The organism is Nocardia sp. NPDC052112 (assembly GCF_040680135.1).
Lineage (GTDB): Bacteria > Actinomycetota > Actinomycetes > Mycobacteriales > Mycobacteriaceae > Nocardia.
Genome location: NZ_JBFAWD010000021.1, coordinates 68976 through 93557, shown reverse-complemented (window position 1 = coordinate 93557; position 24582 = coordinate 68976). Strand labels below are relative to the sequence as shown.

General features: G+C 65.6%; 21 protein-coding genes and 1 pseudogene. 9 read left to right on the top strand and 13 right to left on the bottom strand.

The genetic code is table 11. The features are described from left to right. The first annotated feature begins 41 nt into the window (after nucleotides 1-41). From AB0L58_RS32515 to AB0L58_RS32505, 3 genes are all read left to right on the top strand, one after another. Nucleotides 42-1625: a GAF domain-containing protein gene (locus AB0L58_RS32515; RefSeq protein ID WP_364392769.1), complete on the top strand. Its 1584-nt coding sequence runs from the start codon at nucleotides 42-44 to the stop codon at nucleotides 1623-1625. A gap of 213 nt (nucleotides 1626-1838) precedes the next feature. Beyond that, on the top strand, nucleotides 1839-2339 hold the full coding sequence (locus AB0L58_RS32510) for a hypothetical protein (RefSeq protein WP_364392767.1): 501 nt from the start codon (nucleotides 1839-1841) through the stop codon (nucleotides 2337-2339). A gap of 167 nt (nucleotides 2340-2506) precedes the next feature. Continuing rightward, on the top strand, nucleotides 2507-3202 hold the full coding sequence (locus AB0L58_RS32505) for a cupin domain-containing protein (RefSeq protein ID WP_364392765.1): 696 nt from the start codon (nucleotides 2507-2509) through the stop codon (nucleotides 3200-3202). 28 nt (nucleotides 3203-3230) lie between these two features. On the opposite strand, the gene AB0L58_RS32500 is transcribed toward AB0L58_RS32505, so the two are convergent. The 4 genes and pseudogenes from AB0L58_RS32500 to AB0L58_RS32485 all read right to left on the bottom strand — a co-directional run bounded on the left by AB0L58_RS32500 (nucleotide 3231) and on the right by AB0L58_RS32485 (nucleotide 6493). Next, entirely contained in the window at nucleotides 3231-3572 is a 342-nt protein-coding gene (locus tag AB0L58_RS32500; RefSeq protein ID WP_364392763.1) for a hypothetical protein, read from the bottom strand. Nucleotides 3573-3574: 2 nt separating this feature from the next. After that, complete coding sequence (locus AB0L58_RS32495; RefSeq protein WP_364392761.1) at nucleotides 3575-4399, bottom strand: alpha/beta fold hydrolase; 825 nt, start codon at nucleotides 4397-4399, stop codon at nucleotides 3575-3577. 25 nt (nucleotides 4400-4424) lie between these two features. Next, nucleotides 4425-4901: pseudogene (locus AB0L58_RS32490) on the bottom strand (poly(3-hydroxyalkanoate) polymerase); the annotation flags it as partial. Nucleotides 4902-5272: 371 nt separating this feature from the next. Then, complete coding sequence (locus tag AB0L58_RS32485) at nucleotides 5273-6493, bottom strand: helix-turn-helix domain-containing protein (protein ID WP_364392758.1); 1221 nt, start codon at nucleotides 6491-6493, stop codon at nucleotides 5273-5275. Between AB0L58_RS32485 and AB0L58_RS32480 the strand changes: the two genes are divergently transcribed. Further along, nucleotides 6410-7012, top strand: coding sequence for an SDR family oxidoreductase (locus AB0L58_RS32480; RefSeq protein WP_364392756.1), 603 nt, complete (start codon nucleotides 6410-6412; stop codon nucleotides 7010-7012). The genes AB0L58_RS32485 and AB0L58_RS32480 overlap by 84 nt on opposite strands. A 238-nt stretch (nucleotides 7013-7250) precedes the next feature. Next, a complete protein-coding gene (locus tag AB0L58_RS32475) occupies nucleotides 7251-7733 on the top strand; it encodes a hypothetical protein (protein ID WP_364392754.1) in 483 nt (160 codons plus the stop codon). Nucleotides 7734-7813: 80 nt separating this feature from the next. On the opposite strand, the gene AB0L58_RS32470 is transcribed toward AB0L58_RS32475, so the two are convergent. From AB0L58_RS32470 to AB0L58_RS32455, 4 genes are all read right to left on the bottom strand, one after another. Continuing rightward, on the bottom strand, nucleotides 7814-8131 hold the full coding sequence (locus AB0L58_RS32470; RefSeq protein ID WP_364392752.1) for a hypothetical protein: 318 nt from the start codon (nucleotides 8129-8131) through the stop codon (nucleotides 7814-7816). A gap of 68 nt (nucleotides 8132-8199) precedes the next feature. Beyond that, on the bottom strand, nucleotides 8200-10629 hold the full coding sequence (locus tag AB0L58_RS32465; RefSeq protein ID WP_364392750.1) for a LuxR C-terminal-related transcriptional regulator: 2430 nt from the start codon (nucleotides 10627-10629) through the stop codon (nucleotides 8200-8202). A 108-nt stretch (nucleotides 10630-10737) separates the two neighbouring features. Beyond that, entirely contained in the window at nucleotides 10738-11523 is a 786-nt protein-coding gene (locus tag AB0L58_RS32460; RefSeq protein ID WP_364392748.1) for an OB-fold domain-containing protein, read from the bottom strand. A gap of 184 nt (nucleotides 11524-11707) precedes the next feature. Next, on the bottom strand, nucleotides 11708-14023 hold the full coding sequence (locus AB0L58_RS32455) for a LuxR C-terminal-related transcriptional regulator (protein ID WP_364392746.1): 2316 nt from the start codon (nucleotides 14021-14023) through the stop codon (nucleotides 11708-11710). A gap of 324 nt (nucleotides 14024-14347) precedes the next feature. Here AB0L58_RS32455 and AB0L58_RS32450 point away from each other — a divergent pair, with 324 nt between their 5' ends. After that, a complete protein-coding gene (locus AB0L58_RS32450) occupies nucleotides 14348-14614 on the top strand; it encodes a hypothetical protein (RefSeq protein ID WP_364392744.1) in 267 nt (88 codons plus the stop codon). Further along, nucleotides 14611-15606 carry an alpha/beta hydrolase gene (locus AB0L58_RS32445; protein WP_364392742.1) on the top strand — a complete coding sequence of 332 codons (996 nt, stop codon included), beginning with the start codon at nucleotides 14611-14613 and terminating at the stop codon, nucleotides 15604-15606. Before AB0L58_RS32450 ends, AB0L58_RS32445 begins: the two co-directional genes overlap by 4 nt. Nucleotides 15607-15791: 185 nt before the next feature. Here AB0L58_RS32445 and AB0L58_RS32440 read toward each other — a convergent pair whose 3' ends face one another. The 3 genes from AB0L58_RS32440 to AB0L58_RS32430 form a co-directional block, all read right to left on the bottom strand. Beyond that, complete coding sequence (locus AB0L58_RS32440) at nucleotides 15792-16637, bottom strand: tetratricopeptide repeat protein (RefSeq protein WP_364392740.1); 846 nt, start codon at nucleotides 16635-16637, stop codon at nucleotides 15792-15794. A gap of 627 nt (nucleotides 16638-17264) precedes the next feature. Next, nucleotides 17265-18176, bottom strand: a complete 912-nt coding sequence (locus AB0L58_RS32435; protein WP_364392738.1) for a transglycosylase SLT domain-containing protein — start codon at nucleotides 18174-18176, stop codon at nucleotides 17265-17267. Between the two features lie 60 nt (nucleotides 18177-18236). Beyond that, a complete protein-coding gene (locus tag AB0L58_RS32430; RefSeq protein WP_364392737.1) occupies nucleotides 18237-19610 on the bottom strand; it encodes a S1 family peptidase in 1374 nt (457 codons plus the stop codon). Between the two features lie 84 nt (nucleotides 19611-19694). On the opposite strand from AB0L58_RS32430, the gene AB0L58_RS32425 reads away from it, so the two are divergent. Beyond that, entirely contained in the window at nucleotides 19695-20228 is a 534-nt protein-coding gene (locus AB0L58_RS32425; RefSeq protein WP_364392736.1) for a hemophore-related protein, read from the top strand. A 408-nt stretch (nucleotides 20229-20636) separates the two neighbouring features. Here AB0L58_RS32425 and AB0L58_RS32420 read toward each other — a convergent pair whose 3' ends face one another. Continuing rightward, entirely contained in the window at nucleotides 20637-21635 is a 999-nt protein-coding gene (locus AB0L58_RS32420; RefSeq protein WP_364392734.1) for an alpha/beta hydrolase family protein, read from the bottom strand. Nucleotides 21636-21967: 332 nt separating this feature from the next. Here AB0L58_RS32420 and AB0L58_RS32415 point away from each other — a divergent pair, with 332 nt between their 5' ends. Continuing rightward, nucleotides 21968-23365 carry an FAD-binding oxidoreductase gene (locus AB0L58_RS32415; RefSeq protein ID WP_364392732.1) on the top strand — a complete coding sequence of 466 codons (1398 nt, stop codon included), beginning with the start codon at nucleotides 21968-21970 and terminating at the stop codon, nucleotides 23363-23365. A gap of 68 nt (nucleotides 23366-23433) precedes the next feature. Here the strand turns inward: AB0L58_RS32415 and AB0L58_RS32410 are convergent, their stop codons facing one another. Further along, the gene (locus tag AB0L58_RS32410; protein WP_364392730.1) at nucleotides 23434-24489 is read right to left on the bottom strand and encodes an alpha/beta fold hydrolase; all 1056 of its coding nucleotides are present in this window, start codon (nucleotides 24487-24489) and stop codon (nucleotides 23434-23436) included. Nucleotides 24490-24582: the final 93 nt, after the last annotated feature.

Genomic DNA, 24582 nt, shown 5'->3' with positions numbered 1-24582 from the left:
CACCCGATTGTCCGAGCACGGCGAGGGAGGATACTGAGTTCATGCCGCCGAGGGATGTGCTATCGGCGTTGCTGCGTCCGGCGACACCGCCGTTGTCGTTGGGGATCGTGATCGCCGCGGTCGTCATCGCGCTGGAGACGCTTGTGATCATCCTCCTACAGCATCTGTCACCCGGCGAGACGTTCGAGCCGGTCTATCTGCTCGGCATCCTGGTGGTCTCCATGGTGTGGGGATTGGGCCTTGCGGTAGCCACCTCGCTGGTCAGCGCCATCGCCCTGGCCTATTTCGGTGGTGCCAGATCCGGCGACGAGTTCGCGCCGTTCAACTTCCAAAACGGCGTGCTCGTCGTCGTATTCCTCGTGGCGGCACTGTGCACGAACTTCATCGCGGGGCTGGCCCGAGTCCGGGCGGTCGAAGCCGAACAACGCCGCCACGAAGCCGAGGATGCCAAGGCCGGGCTGCGGGAGAGCCGCGACCGGATCAGTGTGCTGGCCGAACAGCAGGCCGCGCTGCGGCGGGTGGCCACCCTGGTGGCGCGCGGCGCGCCCGGCTTCGAGGTCTTCGCGACGGTAGCCGAGCAGTTGGCCCGCGCGCTCGGCGCTGCCAACGCGTCGTTGTGGCGCTACGAATCCGACGGCACAGCCACTCTCGTCTCGGCCTATGACGATCCAACGCAGGAAACGGCGATGCCCATCGGAACACGCTGGTCACTGGAGGGCGACAATGTCGTCGGCATGATTCTCGCCAGCGGCCGCCCGGCCCGGATCGATACCGGCGACTCGCTCGGGTCGGCTGCGGCGCGCATCCGTGAGCTCGGCCTGCGCGGCGGGGTAGGGGCGCCGATAGCGGTCGAGGGCAATCTGTGGGGCGCCGCGGTCGTCGGCAGTGTCGAACCCGGGCCGCTACCAGCGGATACCGAGGCCCGCGTCGCCGACTTCGCCGACCTCGTCGCGACTGCGATCGCCAACGCGGAATCACGTGCGGAACTGACCGCGTCGCGTATCCGGATCGTGGCGGCCGGCGACGAGGCGCGGCGCCGCCTGGAACGTGATCTACATGACGGAGCCCAGCAACGGCTGGTGTCCCTCGCCTTGGAATTGCGCACGCTGCAGGACTCGGTGCCCTCCGAATTCGGTGCGCTCAGCGGACAGATTGCCCGGGTCGCGAGCGGTCTGACCGCCGCATCGGAAAATCTCCAGGAACTCTCGCGCGGAATTCATCCGGCGATCCTGTCGAAAGGCGGCCTCGTCCCGGCCTTGAAGACATTGGCCCGCCGCTGCCCCGTTCCGGTGGACCTCGACATCGCGGTGGAGCGGCGGTTGCCGGATTCGGTGGAGATCGGCGCCTACTACGCGGTGGCCGAAGCGCTGACGAATGCCGCCAAGTACGCCCGAGCCTCCGAAGTATCCGTCCGGGCGGTGCTGCAGGGCGACAGTCTCTGCCTGACGATCAGCGACGACGGCATCGGCGGCGCCGACTCCCGGAAAGGGTCGGGACTCATCGGTCTCAAAGACCGCATCGAAGTGCTGGGCGGCCATGTGCTCGTCAGCAGCCCGACGGGGATCGGCACGGCGCTGTACATCACGATCCCGAAGGCGGTTCAGGACAGCGCACGTCTCACGTGACCGCGCGGTTCTGCTGCTCGATGCGGGTTCCGGTGGCGTCGAACTGCCGTATTCAGCGGGCTCGATCGGGCCGAGTTGCAGCTAGCAGGTATCGGCATTGTCACGGTAGTGGGGTCTGTCGACTGCGGTCAGCGTCGACGACAAAGGGCACGCGGCGAGACGATTCTGGACGTCGTTCCATTGGTCCCCACCGGGCGTTCTAGGAGTCTCGACATGGTCGCACCCACACAAGCCGTCATAACCCGAGCAGTCGCCGAAGTGCCCACCCGCGCACCGGTAGGGCTGACCACCGAGCCGGGAGCGGCGAGGAGCGAGCGCGTGGCCCTCCCCGAAACGTGGTCGGGTACGCCGCTCGGCGAACTCATCGCCGAACATATCGACGCTCTGCACGTCACGCACTCGACTATCGCGAACCCGCAATCCGCCGAGTTCGCGGCGATGGTGGCCAACGGCACCCGCAGCGCACAGTGGCGGCTGAGTTGGCTTCCCGAAATGGGACTGACCCGAACGCAAGTCCTCAGCGCAATGGTTCTCGAGCGAATCCTCATCGCGCATGATCTCGACAGCGCGACCATGCTGCGGATCATGAATGTCCTGGCCGCGGATCTGCGGATGCCGCTGTACCAGCTGCTCGGCCGCCTCTCGTCGCATCAGGAGGGCACAGGCGGGCCGCGTCGCGGCGTTTCGGCAACGTGGCGCAGGGTCCGCTATTGATGTGCCGAGGTGTCCAGTTCGCCTTACCGTGAGGTCGTGCCCGTCGCGGCACCGAGCACCGCGCCGGAACCGCGGGTGTCCTACCACCTTCGTGAAGTAGCGGGACATATGCTGACGAGCGCTGCAGCGTAGCTACCCATCCTGTCCGCCAGTGCGAACGGAGGCGTATGTCGAGCGATTCCGAACCGGACGCGACGGGAGTCAACCGGCGCGCGGCCATCGGCACCGGCGCCGCCGCGCTGGGTGGAGCGGCGTTGGGCGCGGGACTGATGGCGGCTACCGGCTGCGCCGACACCGTCGCGAGTCAGCTGCCGAATACCGGTGAGATCGCCGAGAACCTGCAGAACTCTCCACACCTGTTCCATCTCACCTCGGCGGATCCGCAGCGATTCGACGGCGGCACTCTGCAAGGCGCGCACGAGGGTAGCTTCCCGGTGTTGGCCGGGCAGAACGGATCGGCCTACTTCGTACGTCTGGAACCGGGCGGCATCCGCGAACCACACTGGCACCCCAGCGCCTGGGAAATGAACTACCACATTTCCGGCACCGCGAAATGGACCATTCTCGGTACCCACTCCGACGGCACTTACCACAGCCAATCCTTCGAAGCCCACCCCGGCGACCTCGTATTCGCGCCGCAGGGCTTCTTCCACTACTTCGAGAACGCGCGCACCGACGCACCCCTCGAGGTCCTCATCGTGTTCAACACCAGCGCCGCGGAAACCAACGACGACATCGGCATCCTCGCGGCGATCAATTCCATCCCGCGCTCCGTGCTCGCCACCGTGCTCGCCATCCCGGAATCCGCCTTGGCGGGCATACCCACCGATATCAAACCGGTTGTTGTCACCAAACGACACTGACGGCCATCGGTCACGCCCGCACCGAGATTCATCGCCGATACCGCCTGCCGCGTGCGCGTGGCCTCCGGGTCAAGCGGAAGCCCCAGACGGTCAGCGAACTGGCGAGACTCATATAGATGGCATAGGCGAGGACGACCAACAGCACGCCGTAGTCGCGCGGCCAACTCCGCGCCGGCAGCAGCGCGGCGACCCCGGCGACAACCAATATGACGCCCAGCACCAGCGCGGGTGCTCCGAGTGCGGCGATATCGTCGTTGCCGCACCGGGGATTCGGCGAGCGGAAGCTGCGGGTGCCCCTCGTTGCCGGGCGCGGGCCGGCGGTGGCAGGTGTATCCGATGGTTCGGGGAGTGGTTCCGTCGGAATCCACACAATCAAATCCTCTTTCTGAATCTTTCGACGACGGGAGCCAATTCGGCGGCATTGGTGATGAGGTCGACGTGCCCGCCGTCGTGTAGGTGCAGCGTCGAGTGGGGGAGCAGACAGTGCATGATCCGGGAGTTGGCGACGGGAACGACCGGATCGTCGCGGCCTGCGATGATCAATGTGGGTTGCCGGATCAGCGGCAGCGCGAAGATGCTGGTCCAGACCGATCCGGCGAGCAGTTGGTAGAAATATCCGAGCCGGCATCCGCGAATCGGCTGTCGATCGAACAGTTGCTCCACGATCGCCGGTTCGGTGCGGACCGTGCCGCCGTAGAGTTCGCCGGCGATCGACGCGGCATAGCGATGGTCTCGAAACCGTCGTGGGGTCAGCATTTTCCGCAGCCTCGCCGGATGGCCGGGCATCATGATCATGCCGGTACCGGTGGAAACCAGAATGAGCTTGCGGCAGCGGTGCGGGTGTTGCAGGGCGAATTGCTGCGCCAGTGCGCCGCCCCAGGACAGCCCGAGGATGTCGACCGGTTGCCGGATACCGAGTGCGCCGAGCAGCCGTCCGAGCAGGTGGGCGAGATATGGAAACCCGTACGGCAATGGCGAATTCGACGATCCGCCGCTGCCGGGCGCGTCGAAGCGGATGATCGTTGTGGTCGGGGCGAGGTGGGCGACGAGCGGATCGAGTACCTCCAAGCCCGCCCCGATGCCATTGCAGAGCACCAGCGGCACACCGGTTCCCCAGCGCACCTGCACGCGGATCCGCTGCCCGAGTATGGCGATGTGGCGGTATTCGACCGGCCCTGCGGTCTGTGGTGCGCTCATGACTGTCGCTGCGGCACAAGTTCTTTCAGTGTTCGAGTACATAGGCGCCCGGCGCGGGATCCAGCGGCGGCAACTGCGCATTGCCCAGCCTTTCCGGTGCGTCGGTGTCGTGGCCGCTGCGTTCGGCCAGCCACGCCGCGAAGTTCGGCCACCAGGAGCCCTGCTGTGCGGTCGCGGAGTCCAGCCACTCGGCGGGATCGTCCATGTCGGCCGCGCCGATCCGGTAGGAGGATTTGGGGTTTGCCGGTGGGTTGACCAGTGCGGCGATATGGCCGCTGCTGGACAGCACGAACTGCAGATCCTTGCTGCCGAGCAACCGGGCGCTGCGGTAGCAGGCCTGCCACGGCGAGATATGGTCGGCGACACCGGCCACGATGTAGGTGTCGACGGTGATCCGCGACAGGTCGACCGGGGTGCCGAGCATACTTTCCTGATTCGGTGTGGCCAGGGAATTGTGCAGTCCCATCAGCACCATGTCGCGATGCAGGGCGGCCGTCATGCGGGCCAGGCTCAGCGCCAGCCGATTCCACGAGGTATTCGGCAGCATGCGCCTGCCGACGCCGACCGCGGAGGTTGTCAGCAGCAGGTCCAACGGGGCCGCGAGTTCGTCGGCGCCGTCGGTCGTCGTTGTCATATTTTCTCCTGGGTACACAGCGACCGCGTTCGCCCGCATTGCGCGCGGCGGCGGTGCCGCGTTGTGGGCTTCGATGCCGTGGCTGCGTTATCGATGGGCATCGGATCTGCGGACGGCGCCAGCTCCTTTGCCGACGCGGTCCGTTCAGAGTTGATGCCGGAACGGTAGATCGGCGCGCCGGTCGTGCCATCGTCCCGAGAGCACGAAGTCTGCCCGGATGTTTGTCTTCCGCAGTGGCGCTACGCCGGGTCCTCGCGCAAGGCCGCCGTGCCGTACCACTGGCACACCAGCAGCGCCATCTCGACCTCGAGCCGGTCGTCTTCTATCGGTCGACCCCGGCGCGCAACCGCCCGTGCCACCCGGTACTTCACGGAATTGAAGTGCAGGTTCATCTCCGCGGCCGCGGCCTTGTAGCTCGATCCGTTGCGCAGAAATACCCGCAATGTCTCCCGGAGCCGCTCGTCGTTGTCGTTGTCGGCGGCCAGATCGCCGAGCACCTCGTTCACCCATTCCCGTGCTTCGGTGATGTCGCCGCACAGCAGCGCGGCGGCCGACAGTCCCGGATCGGTCGCGGAGAACACCATCGGACGATCCGCGCCGCGAGCGAGTGCGACCGCGCGCGCGGCCTGAGCGTGTCGATGTGACCGGCGGAAGCCCGCGAGCCCGACGTCGGGCGTGCCGATCGCGAAGCAGGGGGCGTCGGCGCGGTTACCGGCGAACCTGCGGACGGTGTCGACCAGGTCGGCGGGCAGCGATCGGTACGGCAGCCACACCCATGCGCTGACCCGATCGGCGGCGGCGAACAGCGGGCGCGCCGCCGTGCCCGCCGCTTCGCCCAGCTCCCGCACGAACCGCTGCATCCGGGGGAGTTCGTCACCATCGGTGCTCAGCTCCGGATACCACAGCACCAGCGCGAGATGATGCCAGCGCAACGGATAGCGGATCGACTCGGTCGCCGCGTCGATGTCGATGGTGCCGGTCCCGTTCAGCACTTCGCGGACTTCCAGTGCGCGGATGCTGTTCTGGTTCTCCAGCCACTGTTCCCGCTCACCCTGGTAGGCGGCGACCACCTGACGGGTGATGGAGTCGATGTAGCTGTACAGCGTCGTGGTGAGGGTTTGCAGGACGTCGATGCGCTGTGATGCCGTGATGTCGGCGGCGCGCACTTCCGCGAAGACCAGTTCGCTCATCCGGCGCTGCCCGACCCAGTAGGCGCGAATCAGCGCATTGACCGAAACCCCGTGCTGGGCCAGGCGTTTGGCGTACTCGATCGCGGCCGTCGGCGCCTGGATGCGCGCGACCGGGATATCGTGACGCACCGCCTGCAGCAGTGTCTCGACATTGGCTTCCACGCTGGCCCCCAGCAGTTCCCGGGAATGCGTGTCGTCGCGCAGTTCGGCTATTTCCTTCTCGAGTTCCCCTCGGATGGTCGCGCCTATTTCCGTCACCCGCTCGTTCATACGGGCGGCGATCCATGCCACGTAGTCGCGGAGTTCGACTTCGCTATCGCGACGAAAGGTCGTCACCTGTTCATTGTAGGAACCTCCGGCGCCTTCTTCCTCTCCCAGGCCGCACTGGCGCACATGGTGGAGCGTGGCACCGGACGCATCGTCAACGTTTCTACCGTTGTCGGTGAGACCGGCAATATCGGCCAGGCCAACTACGCCGCCTCCGAATCCGGATTGTTCGGTCTCACCAAGACCCTGGCGAAGGAGGCCGCCTTCCAGCTCGCGCGCTCCGGCAAGCGCAGCGACGACAGCATCGGCATCACGGTGAATACCGTCACGCCCGGCCTCGTCACCACCGATATGACCGCGGCGATCCCGGAGAAGGTGATGCACGCGCTCACCGGCCGAATCCCCGTCGGCCGGGCGGGACGACCCGAGGAGATCGCGCGGGTGGTCCACTTCCTGGCCGCCGACGCGTCCTCATACATCACCGGCCAGGTGTGGAGTGTCAACGGCCGCATGGATATGTAACTGCCGGGGCTGCCCCGACTGCTGGTGCCGACTCACCTGTCGATTCGTCACAGCGTCTGGCGGGTCGATGCGGCGAATATCGCGTCTCGAGCTGTTTACTTGGCAGGATGCTCCTTGTCGAATGCGCAGGTAGCACCATGAATGCGGCTCTCGGCGACGCCGGTCCGGTGATCATGTCATCGGTTGTCATTGCGTTGTCGGTGCCGATACGGGCCGGAATCGATTGCGAGGAGGGCTAGTGACGAAGAATGTGGTTCGCCGAGCTGTCCGCGTGGGCGCCAGACTGGTTTTGGCGGCCGCGGCCGTAGGTGCGTTGGTGCTCGGGCAGCACAGCGTTGCCCGCGCCGCACAGACGACCACGTTCCAGCTGCCGCTGGTGAAGATAACCCAAACATGGGGTGTCCCGACGCAATTGAGCATCTACATGACCGCGACCGTTGGCGACAACTCCGGCGTCACCACCTTCGGTGTCGCCAACCCCGGACCCTTCGGCGGCAACAGCGCGCTCGATTCCCACGCCCGGATCCAGTGGTTCAACCTGAACACCGGAGCATCCGGTGTAGTCGACGTGGCAGATCGGGAGACGGCGCAGCCGCCCTGCGACTGCGCCCCGATGCCGGTGCCGGTATTCACCGGAGCAGGTCGGATCGTCGCACTCGCCACCGCGGGCGGCCTCGGCATCACCGTGTCCTCGGGCGTCGGCACCTTCACGGCTCTTTGAACCCGGCCATCACCCAGGTCCCCGAGCGGCGCGAACTCGGACTCCCTTCTGCCACAAGGATTTCAGAAGGTGCCGACCGGTCATTGATCTGACGAACGGACCGGCGGATGCCGGTACGGGGCAATCCCGATGTGGGCATCGGATAGCAGTTCGGCCAAGCCGACTTCCAAGTGTTCGGCGGTCCTGCGCAGCCCGATCGCCACCGTGCGCGCAGGTGTATCCGCGCTGCTCTCTAGTCGGATCGGGGCGAGGGCCATCCCGTCGATATCGATGCGACAGATGTATGCCGGATCCTCCGCCGACTGGTCTGGGCAGGGCCTCCCGATCGTGATGAGGACCCGCTTACCACCCACGGCGAGGGTTCTGGTGGCCAAGACCGAACCGCTCCCGGAAGTCATAGCGCCACAGTATGGCGATCCCTTGGATTGCAAGCCATTTCGACAGCGTGGCGACACGCCCATGGGGCCTAGTGCCGGGCCTCGTCCACGATCCAGGCCGCGATCTGGGCGCGGGAGGCGAATCCGAGTTTGCTCAGGATATGTTCGACGTGGCCCTCGGCCGTGCGTTGGGAGAGCACCAGTTTTGTGGCGATCTGCTTGTTGGTGAGTCCTTGGGCGACAAGGCGCGCGACCTCCAGTTCACGCTTGGTCAATGTCATTTCCGAATCCAATGGTGCGGCGGCTCGCGGTTCTCCCAGGGCGTAGGCCACCGCGTCGTTCATCCCCATGGCCTGTCCGCGCCGGAATGCCGCGTCGAATCTCCGGTCACCGAGTGCGCGACGCACCGTGCGCTCGCATTCGTCGTGAAAGTGGGACAGCTCGTTGAAAAAGGTTGTGATGCCCGAGGTGGAGCGCAACAGGTTTTCCGCGGCACCCATCAGCATGGCGGCGCGTTCACCGTCGTCGTGGACGGCAGTCCAGGCCAGTCCCTCGAGGTCGAGCGCCGTGACGAATGGGCTGTGCACCGGCCGACTGGCACGCAGCGATTCCAGCAGCAGTTCTTGTGCGTGGTGCCGCTCGCCTTGTCGCCATGTGTCGATGCCGACTCCCCACAGCGTGGTCGACCGGAACAGCGATTCGCCGCATGCTCCGGTGATGGAAAGTATTCGCTCGCGGTATTCGGTCGCCCGCTCGGTATCTCCCCCGAGCGCACATGCCCAACCGAGCATGGACAACGCGGAGATATACAGATGACCCCGCGTATTCGATTCGAATACGGCCAGGGTGGGCTCTAGCGCGGATACCGCCCGATCGTGCTCGCGCCGATACAGTGCCAGGGCTCCCTCGGCGGACGCGGCCACCGCCTTGGTTGTGGGCGCGGGGTCCTGTTCGGCGAGGGCGTGTGCCTGCGCTACGAAGGCGGCCGCGCGCGGCAGGTCACCCTGGACCGAGGCCATGATCGTGCTCGTATGGAGTGCTTTGACACGATCGAGGATCGAATGCGCGGCGGGGTGGGTGAGGACGCGGTCGAGCCAGCGTCGGCCTTCGCTGTACTGGCCCCGAAAGCTCCAGAACATGAAGAGTGCGGCGGCGGTGCGCAGCCCGGCTTCAGCGGCCTCCGCACTGGCGTCGGCCACGCAGAACTCGAGCATCTCGCGGATATTCGGTTGTTCCCGGTCGAGCCGGGCGAGCCAGCCGAGCTGCCGGTCGCTGATCCATTCCGCCTCCGCATCCAGGGCCAACCGCTCGTACCAATCGCGGTGCCGCCGACGCAGATCCTGGTATTCGCCGATCTCTTGCAGCTTCTCCCGACCGTAGTCGCGCATGGTATCGAGCATCCGGAAGCGCACGACGCCATCGGATTCCTCCCGGATCACCACCGACTTGTCCACCAGGGAGGACAGCACATCGAGCACATTCTCCGGCGCGAGGTCGGTACCGCACACCTGCTCGGCGGCATCGAGTTCGAAGCCACCGGCGAATACCGATAACCGGGCCCAAAGACGTTGTTCGATCGGTGTGCACAGTTGGTAGCTCCAATCGATGCACCAGCGCAGCGTCTGTTGTCGCGTCGGCGCGGTGCGGCTACCGCGGGTGAGCAACGCGTATCGGTCGGTGAGTCGTTGCAGGATCTGCTCGGGCGACATGGCGCGCATCCGAGCCGCCGCGAGTTCGATCGCCAGCGGTAACCCGTCGAGCCGGGTACAGATCCGGGCCACGGTGTCCTTGTTGTCCTCGCAGAGTTCGAATCCCGGCACCACCGCCGCGGCGCGGTCGGCGAACAAGGTCACGGCGTCGTATCCGGGCAGTCCGCGAACGGCCGGTTCGCGGTCGGGATCCGGGACCATCAACGGCGGCACCCGCACCGTCGCTTCCCCGGCGATATCCAGCGGTTCGCGGCTGGTGACGAGAATCCGCAGATTCGGGCAGGCCAGCAATAACGTCTCGACCAACTTCGCCGAGGCGGCCACCACCTGCTCGCAGTTGTCGAGGACCAGCAGCATTTCCCGCGAGCTGAGGAACTGGACGAGTACCTCGAACAACGGCTGGTCGGACTGGTCGAGCAGGCCCAGGGTGGCCGCGACGATTTCGACCAGCATCGATGGGTCGCGCACGTCGGCCAGTTCGACAACCCAGACCCCATCGGCGAAATCGCGGCGTGCGTTCGCTGCCGCCCGCAACGCCAGCCGGGTCTTGCCGACGCCACCGATCCCGGCCAACGTCACCAGCCGGTGGGTGGACATCAGATTCTTGACCTCCGCCGACTCGGTGCGGCGGTCGACGAAACTGGTCAGTTCCAGCGGCGGCTCGCCGGTGCGGCCGCCCGTCGTGTACGCCGCGGCCCACACTCGGTTCTGCGATGTGTATTCGGCGTCCTCGAACCCGGACGCGTTCGAATCGGCCGTGACGGGGGCGATCGTGTCGCGGCTGGTCCGGAGTGGATCCTCGGTTGTCATCAGCGGCGGGCAATCCACTCGGCATATGCGCGAGCACCGGGCGCCATGCGCTCACCTTTCGACAATGCCAGCGTATCGCCAACGAAGGTGAACGGTCCGCCCGTTGGATCAGGCGCGACCTGCGGGCAATTCGGTTGGACTCGTCCGCCACGCCTGTGCCAGCGTGTCCTGCAAATGATGCTTCACCCCGCGCACCTTGGCACTATCGGTCCGCCGCGGGTTCAGTGCCTCTTCCACCATGTGCACAAACCGCTGTCGGGTAACCCCGAAGGTCACGAGCAACTCGCCCGCGGTCGCGCCGCCGAACGGCGCCCATCGGATCGCGAAACCGATCACCGCTTTCGCCGCCGCGTCGAGGGCCTTCGCGCCCTCCATGAGTTCACACTCGCGCAGCGATGTCCGCACCCACCGCGCGTCGTAGTGCGGCTCGATCTCGGGACGATGCGCAGACCGCACATCGTTCGAAGCACACGCGCGCGGTGCTGCCGGACGAGTGTCATCCGAATCGGGCGGGGCGGGGCACACGGCGAAGACCGGGAACCGATCCACTCGAGGACGCGGCTCGAATCGCACCCGGACCGGCAGATCGGGCAACGGTGCGACCTCCCCTTCGATCGTCGCGTATACCCACGGCCCCTCGTCGAGTTCCACAATGGCGATCGTCAACGGCACCACCTGGTCGTGCGGTCGGCTCACATTTCGGTGTACGAGCCGCCACGACACGATCGAACCGCGACCCGACGATGGCGACCACTCGAGGTTCCAGGACCGGCACGTCGAACATTCGGCGGTCAGCGGCGCGAACAGCTTGTCGCAGCGCCCACAGCGCCGAATCATCATGGTGGTTTCGGCCCCGACAGGGCTGCTACTCGACTCGTATGTGTGCTCGGACATGGAAACCTCGGTGTGTGATAGCCATGAATGCTGTCACAACCAAGCGTCGCTGCCGCGGCGTCCGACCACGACGGTAGATCTACCCGGGGTATACCCATTTTTGCCGAGTGGGTCCTGTGCGCGTACTTCTCCGACAGACGTCGTGTACCCAGGTTGATGCGCTGATCCCGGCCTCGGTACGGCACTATCGCAGGCGGCGGGTGCGGGCGATCCATGCGGCTATCTGTGCTCGGGACGAATAGCCGAGTTTGCCGAGGATGTTTTCCAGGTGACGGTCGACGGTGCGCGGCGACAGTACGAGCCGTTGGGCGATCTGCCGGTTGCTGAGCCCCTCGGCGACGAGCTCGGCTACCTGCCGCTCGCGGGCCGTGAGCGTGGTGTCCTCCTGCTCGTCCGGCTCCTGGGCGCTCTGGCTGGGGTCGAGTGCGTACTGGATCGCTCGGGCGTGTACCAGGGCCGCGCCGTGCGCTCTTTCCGCGTGCTGCACCGCCTGCCGCAATGATTGGGTGAGGGTGTGCTCGCAGGCCGAGTGCTGGGCTCCCAGATGCGGTCCGAATGCCGCGATCGAGGTGCCGATGCGGCGCCACACCGATCCGACCGCCCCCATCAGTCGTGCCGCGTGCCGGTATTCGCCGCGGGCAGCGGCGATCCAGGCCAGCAACTCGATCATCAGCGCCGCGCCCACGTGGTCATTGAATTCGCGCTGGATCTCCAACGCCGCGCGCGTCGACTCGACTGCCATTTCGTATTCACCACGGACGTACTGGTGGTAGCCGTAGGCCCAGAGTGAATAGGATTTGGTCCACCGCTCACCGCGCCGGTCGGCCAGTTCGATGCCCCGGCGGGCCGTCGCTCCCGCGCCCTGGTCACCGGCATGTGCTTGTGTCATGGCGAGCTGGAACAGCGTCATGCCGACCACATCGTCGTCGTCGGAGAAGTCCGCGACGGTCTTCTCGAAGTCCGCGATGGCCGATTCGAGGTGTCCGGGAAACAACTGCGCGGTACCGCGCAGGCAGCTCACCCAGCCCAGCGCGTGGCGGTCGCCCACCACCGCCGCACCCGCCGCGCATTCGTCGATCGCGGCGGTGGCCGCTTCGGGATCGCCCTGCAGCAGCCGTACCCACCCCGCTACCCACAGTGCGGAGATCCGCTCCGGGCTGGTTCGGTCGGCGACACGCAGGGCCTTGTCGGTCCACAGCCGTCCCTCAGCGAGGAACCAGTCCGCGCACCAGTGGTAGCGCAGGGCGGTGACCAGCGCCAGCGCCTCGCGAGCGGCCGTCGGTGTGCTCGTCGCCCAGTCCAGCGCCGCCCGGAGGTTGTCGCGTTCGGCGCGCAACTCGGCCAGACCGGCCGCTTGGCCCGGTCCGTTCCAGGCTGCGGCGATCCGTTCGGCGAGTGCGAGGTAGTAGTCGCAATGCCGCTTGCACAGATCGCCGCTCTTGTCCCGTTCGGTCAGCCGATGCCAGCCGTATTCACGGATCGTTTCCAGCATCCGATACCGCGGCGGGCCGTCGGTCGGCACCGGCGCCAGGATCGACTGCGCGACCAGATGGTCGATCAGGTCCAGAATGCGTTCGCGCGGCAGATCGGTACCGGCGCACACGCCCTCAGCCGCGGCCAGGCTGAATCCGCCGGCGAACACCGACAGTCGCTCCCACAGCAGCTGTTCGGATGGCAGACACAGCTCGTAACTCCAGTCGATCAGGGCCCGCAGCGTCCGCTGGCGTGGAACCGCGGCCCGGATGGAGCCGACCAGCAGTACGAACCGGTCCTCGAGTCGGTCCAGGACCGCGGGCAGCGACAGCGACCGCAGTCGGGACGCGGCGAGCTCGATGGCCAGCGGAATCCCATCCAGACGCTGGCAGACCCGCACCACCACATCCGCATCACGTTCGGACAGGGTCAAGTCCGGGCGCACCGCCCGAGCCCGCTCCACCAGCATGGTCGGTGCATCGTAGGAAGTCAGCGCCCCGAGCGTGACCGGGTCGTACCGGCTCGGCATCGACAGTGTCGGGACGGTGTACACGTGCTCGCCCGCGACGCCGAGCAATTCGCGACTGGTGGTGAGGATCCGCAGCCCGGCGCAGGATCGCAGCAGTAGATTGCACAGCGCACCGCACGCATCCACCAGGTGTTCGCAGTTGTCCAGCACGATCAGCGCCTGCAGATCGGCGAGGTGCTCGACGAGCTGCTCCTCGACGGTCCGGTTCGATACGTCCACGATTGCCAGGCTGGTCAGCACCGTCCCCGCCACCAGATCGGGATCGCCGACACCGGACAGGTCGACCAGCCACACCCCGTCCGGAAACGATCGGCCGGAGGCGGCCGCGACCTCGCTGGCGAGCCGAGTCTTTCCGACACCGCCCACGCCGGTGAGCGTGACCAACCGTGCCGACGCGAGCAGCTCCCGGACCTCGCGGATCTCCCGTTGCCGTCCGACGAAACTTGTCACCGCGAATGGCAGGTTACCGACCACGCGAGTGGGCTTACTTCGCCCCATGAGACCCAATCTAACCGTGCCAGGGGCTCTGCGAGGGCCCGGTTTGCGAAGGTCGTTTCCGAAGCGATTGCTACCCGATCGCCCGGCGTGCGGGACGCGATTTGTGCCCTGAGCATTGCCCGTCGGTACCTACCCATGCCCATTCAACCGGCGCGAACTGCGGAAATGGGTGGCGAAGTGGGTGTTTCTACCCATGTCCACACGGGCCGGATCTGTGACGCTCGGTAGTGAGCAGGAGGTCGACCTTGAAATCTCACCATATGTGCCCGAGCGATGAGGGTCGCCGAGGGCACCAGTTGCGCCCACGACAACGTGGAGTCGGCGATGGATAGCGTATGTCGAACCGAAGCCGACGGACTGCGCGTGACGTGGCGATTGATTCAGAATCGGCTGATCTCGATCGTCGCCGTGCACGACGCATCCGACGCCTCGCCGGTTCTCTCGTTCGGCCCCGCCACCTATCCGGATCTCGCACAGGCACGAGAACTCCATCCTGGACTGGCCGAGCTGTGGGACGCGGTACGCCACGACTTCTGGACCACACTCATTCCGCCCCGCCGAGATAAGGGCAGACGTTGGCAATGGTCGTGACGACCACTGCGCAACCCGAACCATCGTCACCTACCGTCGAACCACCCAACCAGGCGAGTATCGGAACTCGAATCGCGCATCCGCTGCTGCGCGCCACCCTCGGGTTGGGGTTGGCAACCCTGGCGCTGATTGGTGGCGGTAGCCGCTTCGAACACGTGCTCCGGGTGACCCGTCTGATCGAACTACCGGCGGCCGCACTCGTCCCCCCGAGCGGCACCAAACGTCGGACCGTTCGGCTGGGCAACTTCCGCGCCGAATGGTTGTGGCACGACACTCTGCCCGACCCGGGGCAAACACAGGATTCGGCGCTGCTGTACTTCCACGGCGGCGGGTTCATCAGCGGCGGCCTGAATACCCATCGGCGCCTCGTCGCCAGAATCGGCCGGGCCAGCGGGATGCCCGCATTCAATGTCGACTACCGGCATCTACCCGACGCGCATTTCACCGAGACGCTCGACGACGCCGTCGAGTCCTATGCATACCTGCTCGAGCAGGGCTTTCGACCCGAGCGCATCATCGTCTCCGGCGACTCGGCCGGCGGCGGGCTCGCCTTCCGACTGGCCCTGGCGACCCGGGAACGCGGATTGCCGATGCCCGGTGCCATTTCCACGATCGCACCGTGGGCCGACTTCGATTCGACCACCCGCGACGCCCACCCCAATCGGTATCGCGATTCCTACATCCCCACTCGGATCCTGGAGCTGATCGCGCGGCACGGCGTCTGCCTCGACGGCGAACTCGATCTGGCATGGTCGCCGGTCAACCATGACTTCACCGGGCTGCCGCCGGTCCTGATCCAGGTCGGCTCCACCGAATGTCTGCTGCCGGACGCCGAGATGCTGGCCGAACGCTGCGCCCGCGCGAATGTGCCGGTACAGCTGCAGATCTGGGACCGCGCACCGCACGTCCACCACGTCGCCGCCGATCTCCTCGCCGATGCCCGCGCCGCAATCCACGACCTGGGGCAGTTCCACCGCCGGATCTTGGCCTGACGCGCGCCCGAGACACAGTCCGGCAATCACCCGCATGCGCCGGGGGTCCCGGATTTACCGTGCTGTCATGTCGAACCCGGGACAGGTCGACCAGTTGCGGCCCTTTGGCTTCGGTTCAGCAGATGACCTGTCCGAGAATCGGTCGATTTCGAACAGGTCAGTCTGTCGACCGAAGGCGCAGGCCATCAGCCCTGCCACTTCCCGATGCCGCTCCACGCCGCCTCCAGTTCTCTGCCACGGCCGGGAATGCTGCGCAGTGCGTCGGCGACCGCGGCGTGAACGGCGCGCATCACCTCCATTCCACCGTCGGCGTTCAACTGGCGGCCGATCTCGACTGTGCGCTGATCGCTCACGGCGCCGGTGCCCGAGGCATTGACGCTGAGGAACTCCCGTGTCCTGCCGATCGTGATCAACTCTCGCACCAGTTCGGCGTAGGACTGTAGATCGACCGGTTCGGGGGCGCCGGCACGAATGAGTTCCCGCACCGTGGCAGCTTCGTCGGCACGGTCCGATCGCTCGTAGAGTTCGGCAAGTTTCGTGTGCACGTCCAACGTGTATTCGTGGCGCGCACCATAAAGGCGGGCATAGTCCTTTGCCAATGCCTGATACAGCGTGATCGCTTCGTCGGTGCGGCTCGCGGCGCTGAAGGCGCGGGCCAGGTTGTGGCGCATCAGCAGTATCCACTTGTCGCCCTCGTCGCCGTCGGCCGCATATATCCGCTCATAGTCCCGCACGAGTGCTTCGCGATGAGTGATTTGCTCGTCGTAGCGTCGAGCCCAGCCGTAAATGGAGGCAAGGTCATTACGTGCGCGCAAGGTATCGGTGTGGTCGGGGCCCAAAATCCGCTCGTAGTCGCGAATAACCGCCTCGCACAGCAGGATCGCATCGTTGAGGCGCTCGGAGGCGGTCATCCAGTCACAGGAAGCGGCGCGGGAATGGCGTGCCTTCACGACGGCGAGGTCGTCGGTGGGCGTGAGATCGTGCCAGCGATCATCTCGGGAACGACGTGTCAATCTTGCGAACCAACTCATGATTCGCGCTCCTCACCTCGTGTGGCATTGCGGGCAGGAGTTTATGAGGAAGGTGTGGCTCGTGCCCGCCGATCAGCCATACTCGGCGACCGGTTCGTCTTCGGACTCGACCGCACGAACCACCGGCTCTGGCACTTGCAACGGGAGTGCTGATCGTCGGCGCCGGGTTCTCCGGCCTCGGTATGGCAGCATCGCTGGGCGACAACAACTTTGGCATCTTCCGCACCACTGGCACGTCGAGCACGCCTGACACACCCTGTTCGACTGTTTCTGTACAGCACGTTCGCGATCGTCGCGGTCGGTGTCACGGCGCCGTCGATCGTATCCGCGCTCGGCACCGCCGGTCTGCTGGTCGATCTCCTCCTGTTCATCGTGCTCGGCCTGCCCTCCTCCGGCGGCACCATTCCGGTCGAAGCGCTTCCGAAATCCGTTGCCTGGCCTGCCGATTTCGAACCCATGCACCAGGTGCACCTCGGCGTCAAGGCCATCTTGTACTTCAATGCCGACGGCTCCGCCGGCCTGAGCCGGGCGATTTGGATGACCCTGCTCGGCCTGGTCATCGGACTTGTCCTCGGCAGTGTCGTCACTCGTACTACGACCGCAAAGAACTGCACCGCGCACCCGCAGTCAGTACCAGTGGTGTTTCTGCCAGAATGCCCACGCGCCGTCGGGGCTGCCGTAGCGTTCGTTCATGTAGTCGTAAGTCCAGCGGATTTGGGTGAGGGGGTTGTAGCGCCAGTCCGCGCCGTGGGTCTGCATCTTTTCGGCGGGCAGTGCTTGGCCGAGACCGTAGGCGCCGCTTTGCGGGTTGATGGCGAAGAAGTCCCAACCGCTTTCATGGGTGATGACCGCGTCGAAGGCTGGAAACTGGTGCAGTGGTACCACGGTCAGGGCCAGGGCTCTGGTGCCCAAGCGGACCAGTGAGGTTGCGAGTCCGGCAGGTGTGACGGCCGAGTCGTGCGGGTTGGCGGTGGGGGTGGTGGCGATGTCGTCATCGGTCTCGTCAGTGGGTGGGGCAAGGCTGTCATCCCGACCGTCGGCGGATGTCATCACGCTGTCGTCCACGCGGTCGGCGGCCGTGGTGCGGCGGTCGTTCAGTTCGTCGGCGGCTGTGGTGTCATGGCCTGGACCGCCTGGAGACGTGGCGTCGTCGTTCGGGGCATCGGCGGATGTGGTGACACTGTCGTTCGGTTGGTCGGCGGATGTGGCGACGTTCTCGCCCGGACCGCCTGCGGCTGTGGCCGTACCGCTGTTCGGGGCATCGGCCGCTGTGGTGGCGTTGTCGTGCAGTCCGTTGGTGGACGCGGCGGCGCTCTCACCGAGTCGGTCAGCGAATGTGGCGGCATCGTTGGCGGATATGGCGTCGTCGTCGATCAGTTCGTCGGTGGATGTGGCGACGTTCTCGCCCAGATCGTCGGCGGATGTCGCGGCACCGTCGACGACACCGACGACGCTGTCGCCCAGACCCTCGGCAACGGCTGGACCGGCACAAATTACGAGCGCACCGACCGCGATTGCGGCCGCGACGAAGCGCAGCATCGGCTCACTCCTTAGATGTATTTGCCTTCCGTATCGATGGGTGTCATTAGCTCGCGTGGATCAGCTCGTCCGCATGGTCAAGCCCGGATTGTCTTGCAGCACAGTGTTGATCGGCTGGCCGAGGAGCAGCGGGACGTGGCCGCAGCCGAGATCGAAGGGAGAACTCTCCGTGACGATGGCGCTGCTGAGGCCGAGCGCCTTGGTGCCGGCGAAGATCGGTCCGCCGCTGTCGCCGCGCTGGCCGCAGAGCGCGGCGTAGAACATATTCTCGATCTTGACCGGTTGGTCGCCGTGGCCGGTGACACCGTGCAGCAGGCCCCGCTGCCCGGCCACCAGTACCGTCCCGCACGAATATCCGGATGTGAACCCGGTCTTGCATACGGCCGCTCCGACCACCGGTTCGGTGGTCCCGTCGATGCGCAGGACATCCGCATCGGCTCGCGATTGCCTCACACTGCCGGTCACATTCACGTCGGGCGCCTGTGCCGGTGCATCCATTTTCTGGGTGGATACCGAATTGTTCCGGAAGCGCGGCGCGAACGTCTCGTTGATACGCACGATCGCATAGTCCTTCGGGCCGAACTGCGAGACCTCGAAGTCGCCGATCTCCGCACCGAGCTGCCCATTTTTGAATTCGTAAACGTGTTGGGGCTCAGTGGTTTTCGCGGATGGCTCGACGAGGTTGTTCGGGTCGCAGTGCCCGGCGGTGATATTCACGGTATCGCCGCGGGCATCGATGGCATTGAAGCCGAACGAGCACCTGTGTGCCTTGCCATCGACCTTGATGCCGTAGGGCTGGCCACCGATGATGTCGCCTTCGGCTTCGATACCCGCGATCGCCTCGATGCCGACAGTGGAATCGTCGGTTCGGGCTTCCGGCAGCATTGCCGTCACCGACTGGATCGGCCCGACATCGGTCGGTAGCTGTACCTCCTTCGCCAGGCGAACGGCGAAACCATTGGTCACCACGTCGATGCCATAACCGACAATCGCATCGGCGATGGTGCTCGGCTGACCGGATAACCAACGTTCGAAGGCGACGCGGCGGGCATCGAGGGTGCGCTCGCTCTCGGCAACGGTTTCCACGGTGAACCCGGCCTGTTCGGCGCCGGATTTTGCGTCCGCGGCGCGCTCGCCCTCGGTGAGCGAGACGATCGGGCGGTCGTCGTTCATTCGAACCCCGGCGAATACGGCCGGGTACGCGGCGCGCGCCCGCTGGGCGAATTCGGCCAGCCGCCGGGCATTTTCGGTGCGTGTGAGATATTCGTGCGCATCGATTCCCAGATCGCTCTGGACGGCGGCGATCAGTCCGGGCGGCAGTGGCGCATTGTCGGGGTGTGGCGCGGCGGCGGCCGGATACGCGACCGAACCCGCGATGGCCAATGTGGCACAGCAGCCGAGCGCCGCCCGCCGCATGCGAGTCCCCGACCTCATCGAGCCGCCTCCTGACTACGCGCCGAAGTATGCGATGAACGCTATGTCACATCCGTCACAAAACGGACTATTTGGTTCCGTAGCGTGTCGGTGCTTACGCCGACCCGCCGCGATGACCGGGAAATACTCCCCGGCGGAATGCGCTGGCTTATATTCCGGACTTCTTCGAATGCCGTCGCCACCGGGGCACTGTCCCGATATCGAATGAAGGGTGTACGTATGAGGATGCTCGACGCCCGATACCCGATCGCCGCCCTCGCCATCGGCGGGTTCGCAGCGGCTGCTCCGCTATTCGGGACGGGAGTCGCCGCCGCGGATGTGCTCGACGTTATGGATCCGCTGCTGACTTCCAGTTGTTCGTTCGCTCAGATTGATGCGGCACTGCACGAGATCGCACCGGAATCGGCGGCCCGCCTCGATAACTCGCCCCTCCAGAAGGGAATGCTGAAGCTGGTATTCGATCAGCCGACCGAGCAGCGTATGGCGATGTACGAGCAGCTCTCCGCGCACCGCCAGCGCATCGGTGCCGGAACCGGTCTCAACCCCGGCGCCGACCTCGTCGAACCTGAGGTCGGCACGGTGCTGCACAAGGTGTCCGATTCCTGTAAGCGGTACTGATTTCCCGTACCGGACAGCTTCTCGACACGCCGGGAGCGTTCAAGTGTCGACTACCCGACGCTTGGGATGATCGCACCGGCTCGATCAACCCACCACCGAAATAGGAGGACTCCGTGCTGCTGCCGGGTGTTGGACACAATCTCGGTATGGCCGTTGCCGCTGCATTCGCGGCTCTCGGCCTCCTCATCGCGATCATCTGATCGAGATAACAACGGGCGCGTCGGCCTTGCGATAATTCCGTAAACGAGGAGGAAACACATGCTGCTGCCCGGAGTTGGTAGTGCGCTGGGCGCCAGTGTCGCCCTATTGGGCGCGGCTCTCGGCTGGATCATCTCCATCATCTGACCGGTATGACCGAGCGCGGGTCGGATACCGAAAGGTGTCCGACCCGCGCTCGGTTCCCACGCACTATGCCAAGCCGAGTCCGTGTGCGAGTACCGGCCACGATCGCTTCAACTCGTCTTCCCAATAACCCCAGGAGTGTGTGCCCTCGTCGAAGTTGTAGGTCGCCGGAATATCGAGCGATATCAGCTTCGCCTGTAGATTCTTCATGCAGTAATTAGCGGCCGCCTCGATTACGCCGCCGAGCAGAATCTGATTTGTCAGTCCGTCGAGGCCGGGGTCGATATGCGGTCCGTTGAGCGTGTCGTATTTTCCCGGCAGGCCATTGCCCGAGGAAAGGTAGAGGTCGACGCCACGCAATTTCTCGGCATGCAGGTACGGATCGTTTTCCGCCCATCCGGGCGAACCGGCCGGGCCCCACATGTTATCCGCATTTCCGCCACCCCATGCGATCACGGTCTTCAGGAATCTGGAGCCGATCGGGTCGCTTGTCTGCGCGCAGCCGCTGTAGGCGGCGGCCGCCCGGTAGAGGCCGGGTTTGGCGATCGGCAAATCCAATACCGTTGCGGTGGACGCGGAAATTCCCGCGATCGCATTGACTCCGTCGGTGCCGAGCGCGGCATCGATCAGCGGTGGCAGTTCTTCGGTCAGGTAGGTCTTCCATTTATTGCGACCGAGTACCGGATCATCTTTGACCCAGTCGGTGTAGTAGCTGAACCTGCCACCGATCGGCTGGACCAGGTTGACATTCTTATCCGACAGGAACTGACTCGCGTCGCTGCGTGCCTGCCATGATGCGTCGTCCTGACCGCCGCCTGCGCCATTCAATAGATACAAGGTCGGCCGCGGCACAGAGGTATCCGCGGGCCGCTGGACCTCTACCGGGAATTCGGCGTCCATCGCCGCGGAATAGACCTGAAGCCGGACATTTCGATCGTCGATGTACTCGACGTCGGTGATATGCGAACCATCTTCCGATACCGTACCGGTAGAAATCTTCGCGGATGTGGTGACCTCGGCCGATGCAGTCGGCGCACCGAGCCCGGTACCGACAAGAATCCCCATGACAGCGATGCCGAGCACTGAACGCGCACGGCACGATTCGGTCACTCCTCTGATTACACCCCTGTTCATACCCAAGCTTTTTAGCAGCACGATTCCGGCCGGTGCCGTACCGACACGTCGCAGGCAGGTTCCTGCACGGGGCCGAAACCGGGCACGGCCGTGGTGCACAGCGTTAATATGGCTAGCGCGCTACATCACCTGGAGGGCGGGCTGTGTACGTGGCATCGGGATAGCACCACCTCTGTGTCGGTGCCGTAGCAAGAGTCGGCGACGCGGACAGCGTGACCCGCTCTTCCACGAGTGGTCGGGGACCTGGTGGCTGGAGAAATGCCATGACCCAAATAATGAGTTTCGACTTCAGAGCGTTGCGATCGGCGATCGCCGGGCCGGTATTCGCTCCTGACGACGCGGGTTATGACCATGCCCGCTCCATCTGGAACGGGGCCATCGACCGGCGGCCCGCGGTGATCGCCCAGTGCCTGTCCCCTGAGGATGTGGCCGCGGCCCTAGCTTTCGCCAGGGATCATGATCTCGAGGTCGCGGTGCGCGGCGGTGCCCACGCCTACAGCGGTACCGCGGTCTGCGACGGTGGCGCGATGATCAATCTCGGCGTGATGAACAGCGTCGTGGTGGACCCTGCGGCCGGGAGTGCCCAGGTCGGTGGCGGCGCCACGATGGCGAATATGGATGCCGCGACCCAGGCGTACGGACTGGCGGTGCCCGGCGGGATCATCAGCGATACCGGTGTCGGTGGCCTCACGCTGGGTGGTGGCATGGGGTGGCTGACGCGGATAGCCGGACTTTCGATCGACAATCTGGTCTCCGCGCAGGTCGTACTCGCCGACAGCCGGATCGTGCGGGCATCCGACAGTGAGTATCCGGACCTGTTCTGGGCGCTGCGTGGTGGTGGCGGAAACTTCGGCGTCGTCACCGAATTCGAATACCGCGTGCATGAGGTCGGACCCGACGTGCACCTCGGGCTCTTCTTCTGGCCGCTGACGGACGGCGCCGCCGTACTTCGCCTGGTTCGGGAGTTCATCCCGACGATGCCGCCCAGGTCGGGTGTTCTGGTCTGCGTCGGATTATCCGCGCCGCCGGAGCCTTTCGTGCCCGAGCATTTCCACCTTGTGCCGGGACATGCCCTTATCGTGGCCGGTTTCGGTACCGCCGAAGAACATGCCGAGATGGTTGCGCCGATCCGCAGGGCGCTCTCCCCGCTCTTCGAATGCATTTCCCCGATACCCTTCACCGGATTGCAGTCGATGCTCGATGCGGCGGAGCCGTGGGGCATCTACGGATATGAGAAAGCGCTCGATCTCGACGACTTCTCCGACGAGGTGATCGCGGTCCTGACCGGGCAGGCCGGGAAGAAGACATCGCCGCTGTCGTTCATTCCGGTCTTCACCCTCGATGGCGCGTTCACGGCCGTCGGCGAGGGCGATACCGCATTCGGCGGCGCGCGCACCGCCCACTACGTCTGCAATATCGCGGCCGCCGCCCCCGATGCCGAGGTACTTGCCGCCGACACGGCGTGGGTGCGCTCGACCTGGGAGGCGCTGCGGCCCTTCGCCGCCAACCCGGGTGGATATGTCAACTTCATGACGGATGGGGGCGAGGACCGGGTCCGCGCATCCTATGGACCCACCAAGTACGCGAAGCTGGCCGATATCAAGACCAGATACGACCCCGAGAACGTCTTCCACCGCAACGCCAACATCAAGCCGGGTTGATCAGTACACGGTTCCAGGGATTTCTGCTGGGGCCGGGCGCCGTTGACCAGCCCCAGCAGAGGTTCGGGTCAGCCTGCGGCGGCCGTATGGGGGTGGGCGCGCTGGACCACGTCGGCCAGCAGGGCGTTGAAGCGCTCGGCGGCCTCGATATTGCCGAGGTGGCCGGTGGGCCAGACCTGGTAATCGGCGAGGTGACCCGCTCGGGTCAGTGCCTCGACGATCGAGCGGGACATGCGCTCGGGCAGCAGGTGGTCTTCGGCGCCCGCGATGACCGTCGTCGGCACCGTCAGGTACTTGGCGGCATCGCCCAGGTCCAGGTCGGCGAGGGCGGCAGCGTGCAAGCCGCGGGTGAGCGGGCGACACGAGCGGACGATGCCGAGCGCGAAGTCCACCTCGTCGCGGGTGGCGGGCTTGGACATCACCCGAGCCTTGAAGACCGCGCTGACCGGCCATCCGCCCGGGAGCGGAATCGGTGCGGTGAGTGCGGTTTCCGCGACGACGAGCGGGACGCGAACGCTGGCGCCGAGTACGGTCACCGGACGGTTGGCCACCATGAGCGGCTTGTTGAACAGCGGCAGCAGATCGGTTTCGTAGCGGATATCGCTGGCCGCGGTATTGGCCATGATGACCGCGCAGGCGCGTCGCGTGACCTGTTCCGGATAGCGAGATGCCCAGGCCTGCAGGGTGATGCCACCCATGCTGTGGCCGATGAGGACGGCACGCTTGCCGAGCGGAAGGGCGGCCTCGAGTACGGCTTCGAGGTCGTCGGCCAGCGTTTCCGCGCCGGGGCCGGTGCTGCCGAGGGTGCTCTCGCCGTGGCCGCGCTGATCGTAGGCGACCACGCGGTAGCGGTCGGCGAAGGCGTTGATCTGCGGATTCCAGTACTCGATGCAGCAGCTCCAGCCGTGGATCAAGACGATGACATCGCCATCGGCGGGACCGTAGGCATGGACCCTGAGCTTGGCCCCGTCCCCGGTGGTGACCGGGATGATCTCGGGTGTGGCGGCGGGCTTGTTCAGCGACGTGGTCCGGTAGGTACGTGACCGGAGTCCGGCACGGTAGGCGGCGGTCAACGGTTCGTCACCACGCACTTCCGCCAGCGTCCTCATCGACTTGACCAGCATTCGAGCACTCCTTTGTGTCTGCCGCCACAGTACGATGCAAGCTAAGTGCTTGCAAGTGCTAGCACTCCTGGTGGCGGAATCCTGGCGCTATCG

Coding starts and splice junctions, on each gene's coding strand:
- AB0L58_RS32515 (WP_364392769.1), top strand. CDS start 42: ATGCCGCCGAGGGATGTGCTATCGGCGTTGCTGCGTCCGGCGACACCG.
- AB0L58_RS32510 (WP_364392767.1), top strand. CDS start 1,839: ATGGTCGCACCCACACAAGCCGTCATAACCCGAGCAGTCGCCGAAGTG.
- AB0L58_RS32505 (WP_364392765.1), top strand. CDS start 2,507: ATGTCGAGCGATTCCGAACCGGACGCGACGGGAGTCAACCGGCGCGCG.
- AB0L58_RS32495 (WP_364392761.1), bottom strand. CDS start 4,399: ATGAGCGCACCACAGACCGCAGGGCCGGTCGAATACCGCCACATCGCC.
- AB0L58_RS32480 (WP_364392756.1), top strand. CDS start 6,410: ATGCGTGTCGTCGCGCAGTTCGGCTATTTCCTTCTCGAGTTCCCCTCG.
- AB0L58_RS32485 (WP_364392758.1), bottom strand. CDS start 6,493: ATGAACGAGCGGGTGACGGAAATAGGCGCGACCATCCGAGGGGAACTC.
- AB0L58_RS32470 (WP_364392752.1), bottom strand. CDS start 8,131: ATGACTTCCGGGAGCGGTTCGGTCTTGGCCACCAGAACCCTCGCCGTG.
- AB0L58_RS32465 (WP_364392750.1), bottom strand. CDS start 10,629: ATGACAACCGAGGATCCACTCCGGACCAGCCGCGACACGATCGCCCCC.
- AB0L58_RS32460 (WP_364392748.1), bottom strand. CDS start 11,523: ATGTCCGAGCACACATACGAGTCGAGTAGCAGCCCTGTCGGGGCCGAA.
- AB0L58_RS32455 (WP_364392746.1), bottom strand. CDS start 14,023: ATGGGGCGAAGTAAGCCCACTCGCGTGGTCGGTAACCTGCCATTCGCG.
- AB0L58_RS32450 (WP_364392744.1), top strand. CDS start 14,348: ATGGATAGCGTATGTCGAACCGAAGCCGACGGACTGCGCGTGACGTGG.
- AB0L58_RS32440 (WP_364392740.1), bottom strand. CDS start 16,637: ATGAGTTGGTTCGCAAGATTGACACGTCGTTCCCGAGATGATCGCTGG.
- AB0L58_RS32435 (WP_364392738.1), bottom strand. CDS start 18,176: ATGCTGCGCTTCGTCGCGGCCGCAATCGCGGTCGGTGCGCTCGTAATT.
- AB0L58_RS32430 (WP_364392737.1), bottom strand. CDS start 19,610: ATGAGGTCGGGGACTCGCATGCGGCGGGCGGCGCTCGGCTGCTGTGCC.
- AB0L58_RS32420 (WP_364392734.1), bottom strand. CDS start 21,635: ATGGGGATTCTTGTCGGTACCGGGCTCGGTGCGCCGACTGCATCGGCC.
- AB0L58_RS32415 (WP_364392732.1), top strand. CDS start 21,968: ATGACCCAAATAATGAGTTTCGACTTCAGAGCGTTGCGATCGGCGATC.
- AB0L58_RS32410 (WP_364392730.1), bottom strand. CDS start 24,489: ATGCTGGTCAAGTCGATGAGGACGCTGGCGGAAGTGCGTGGTGACGAA.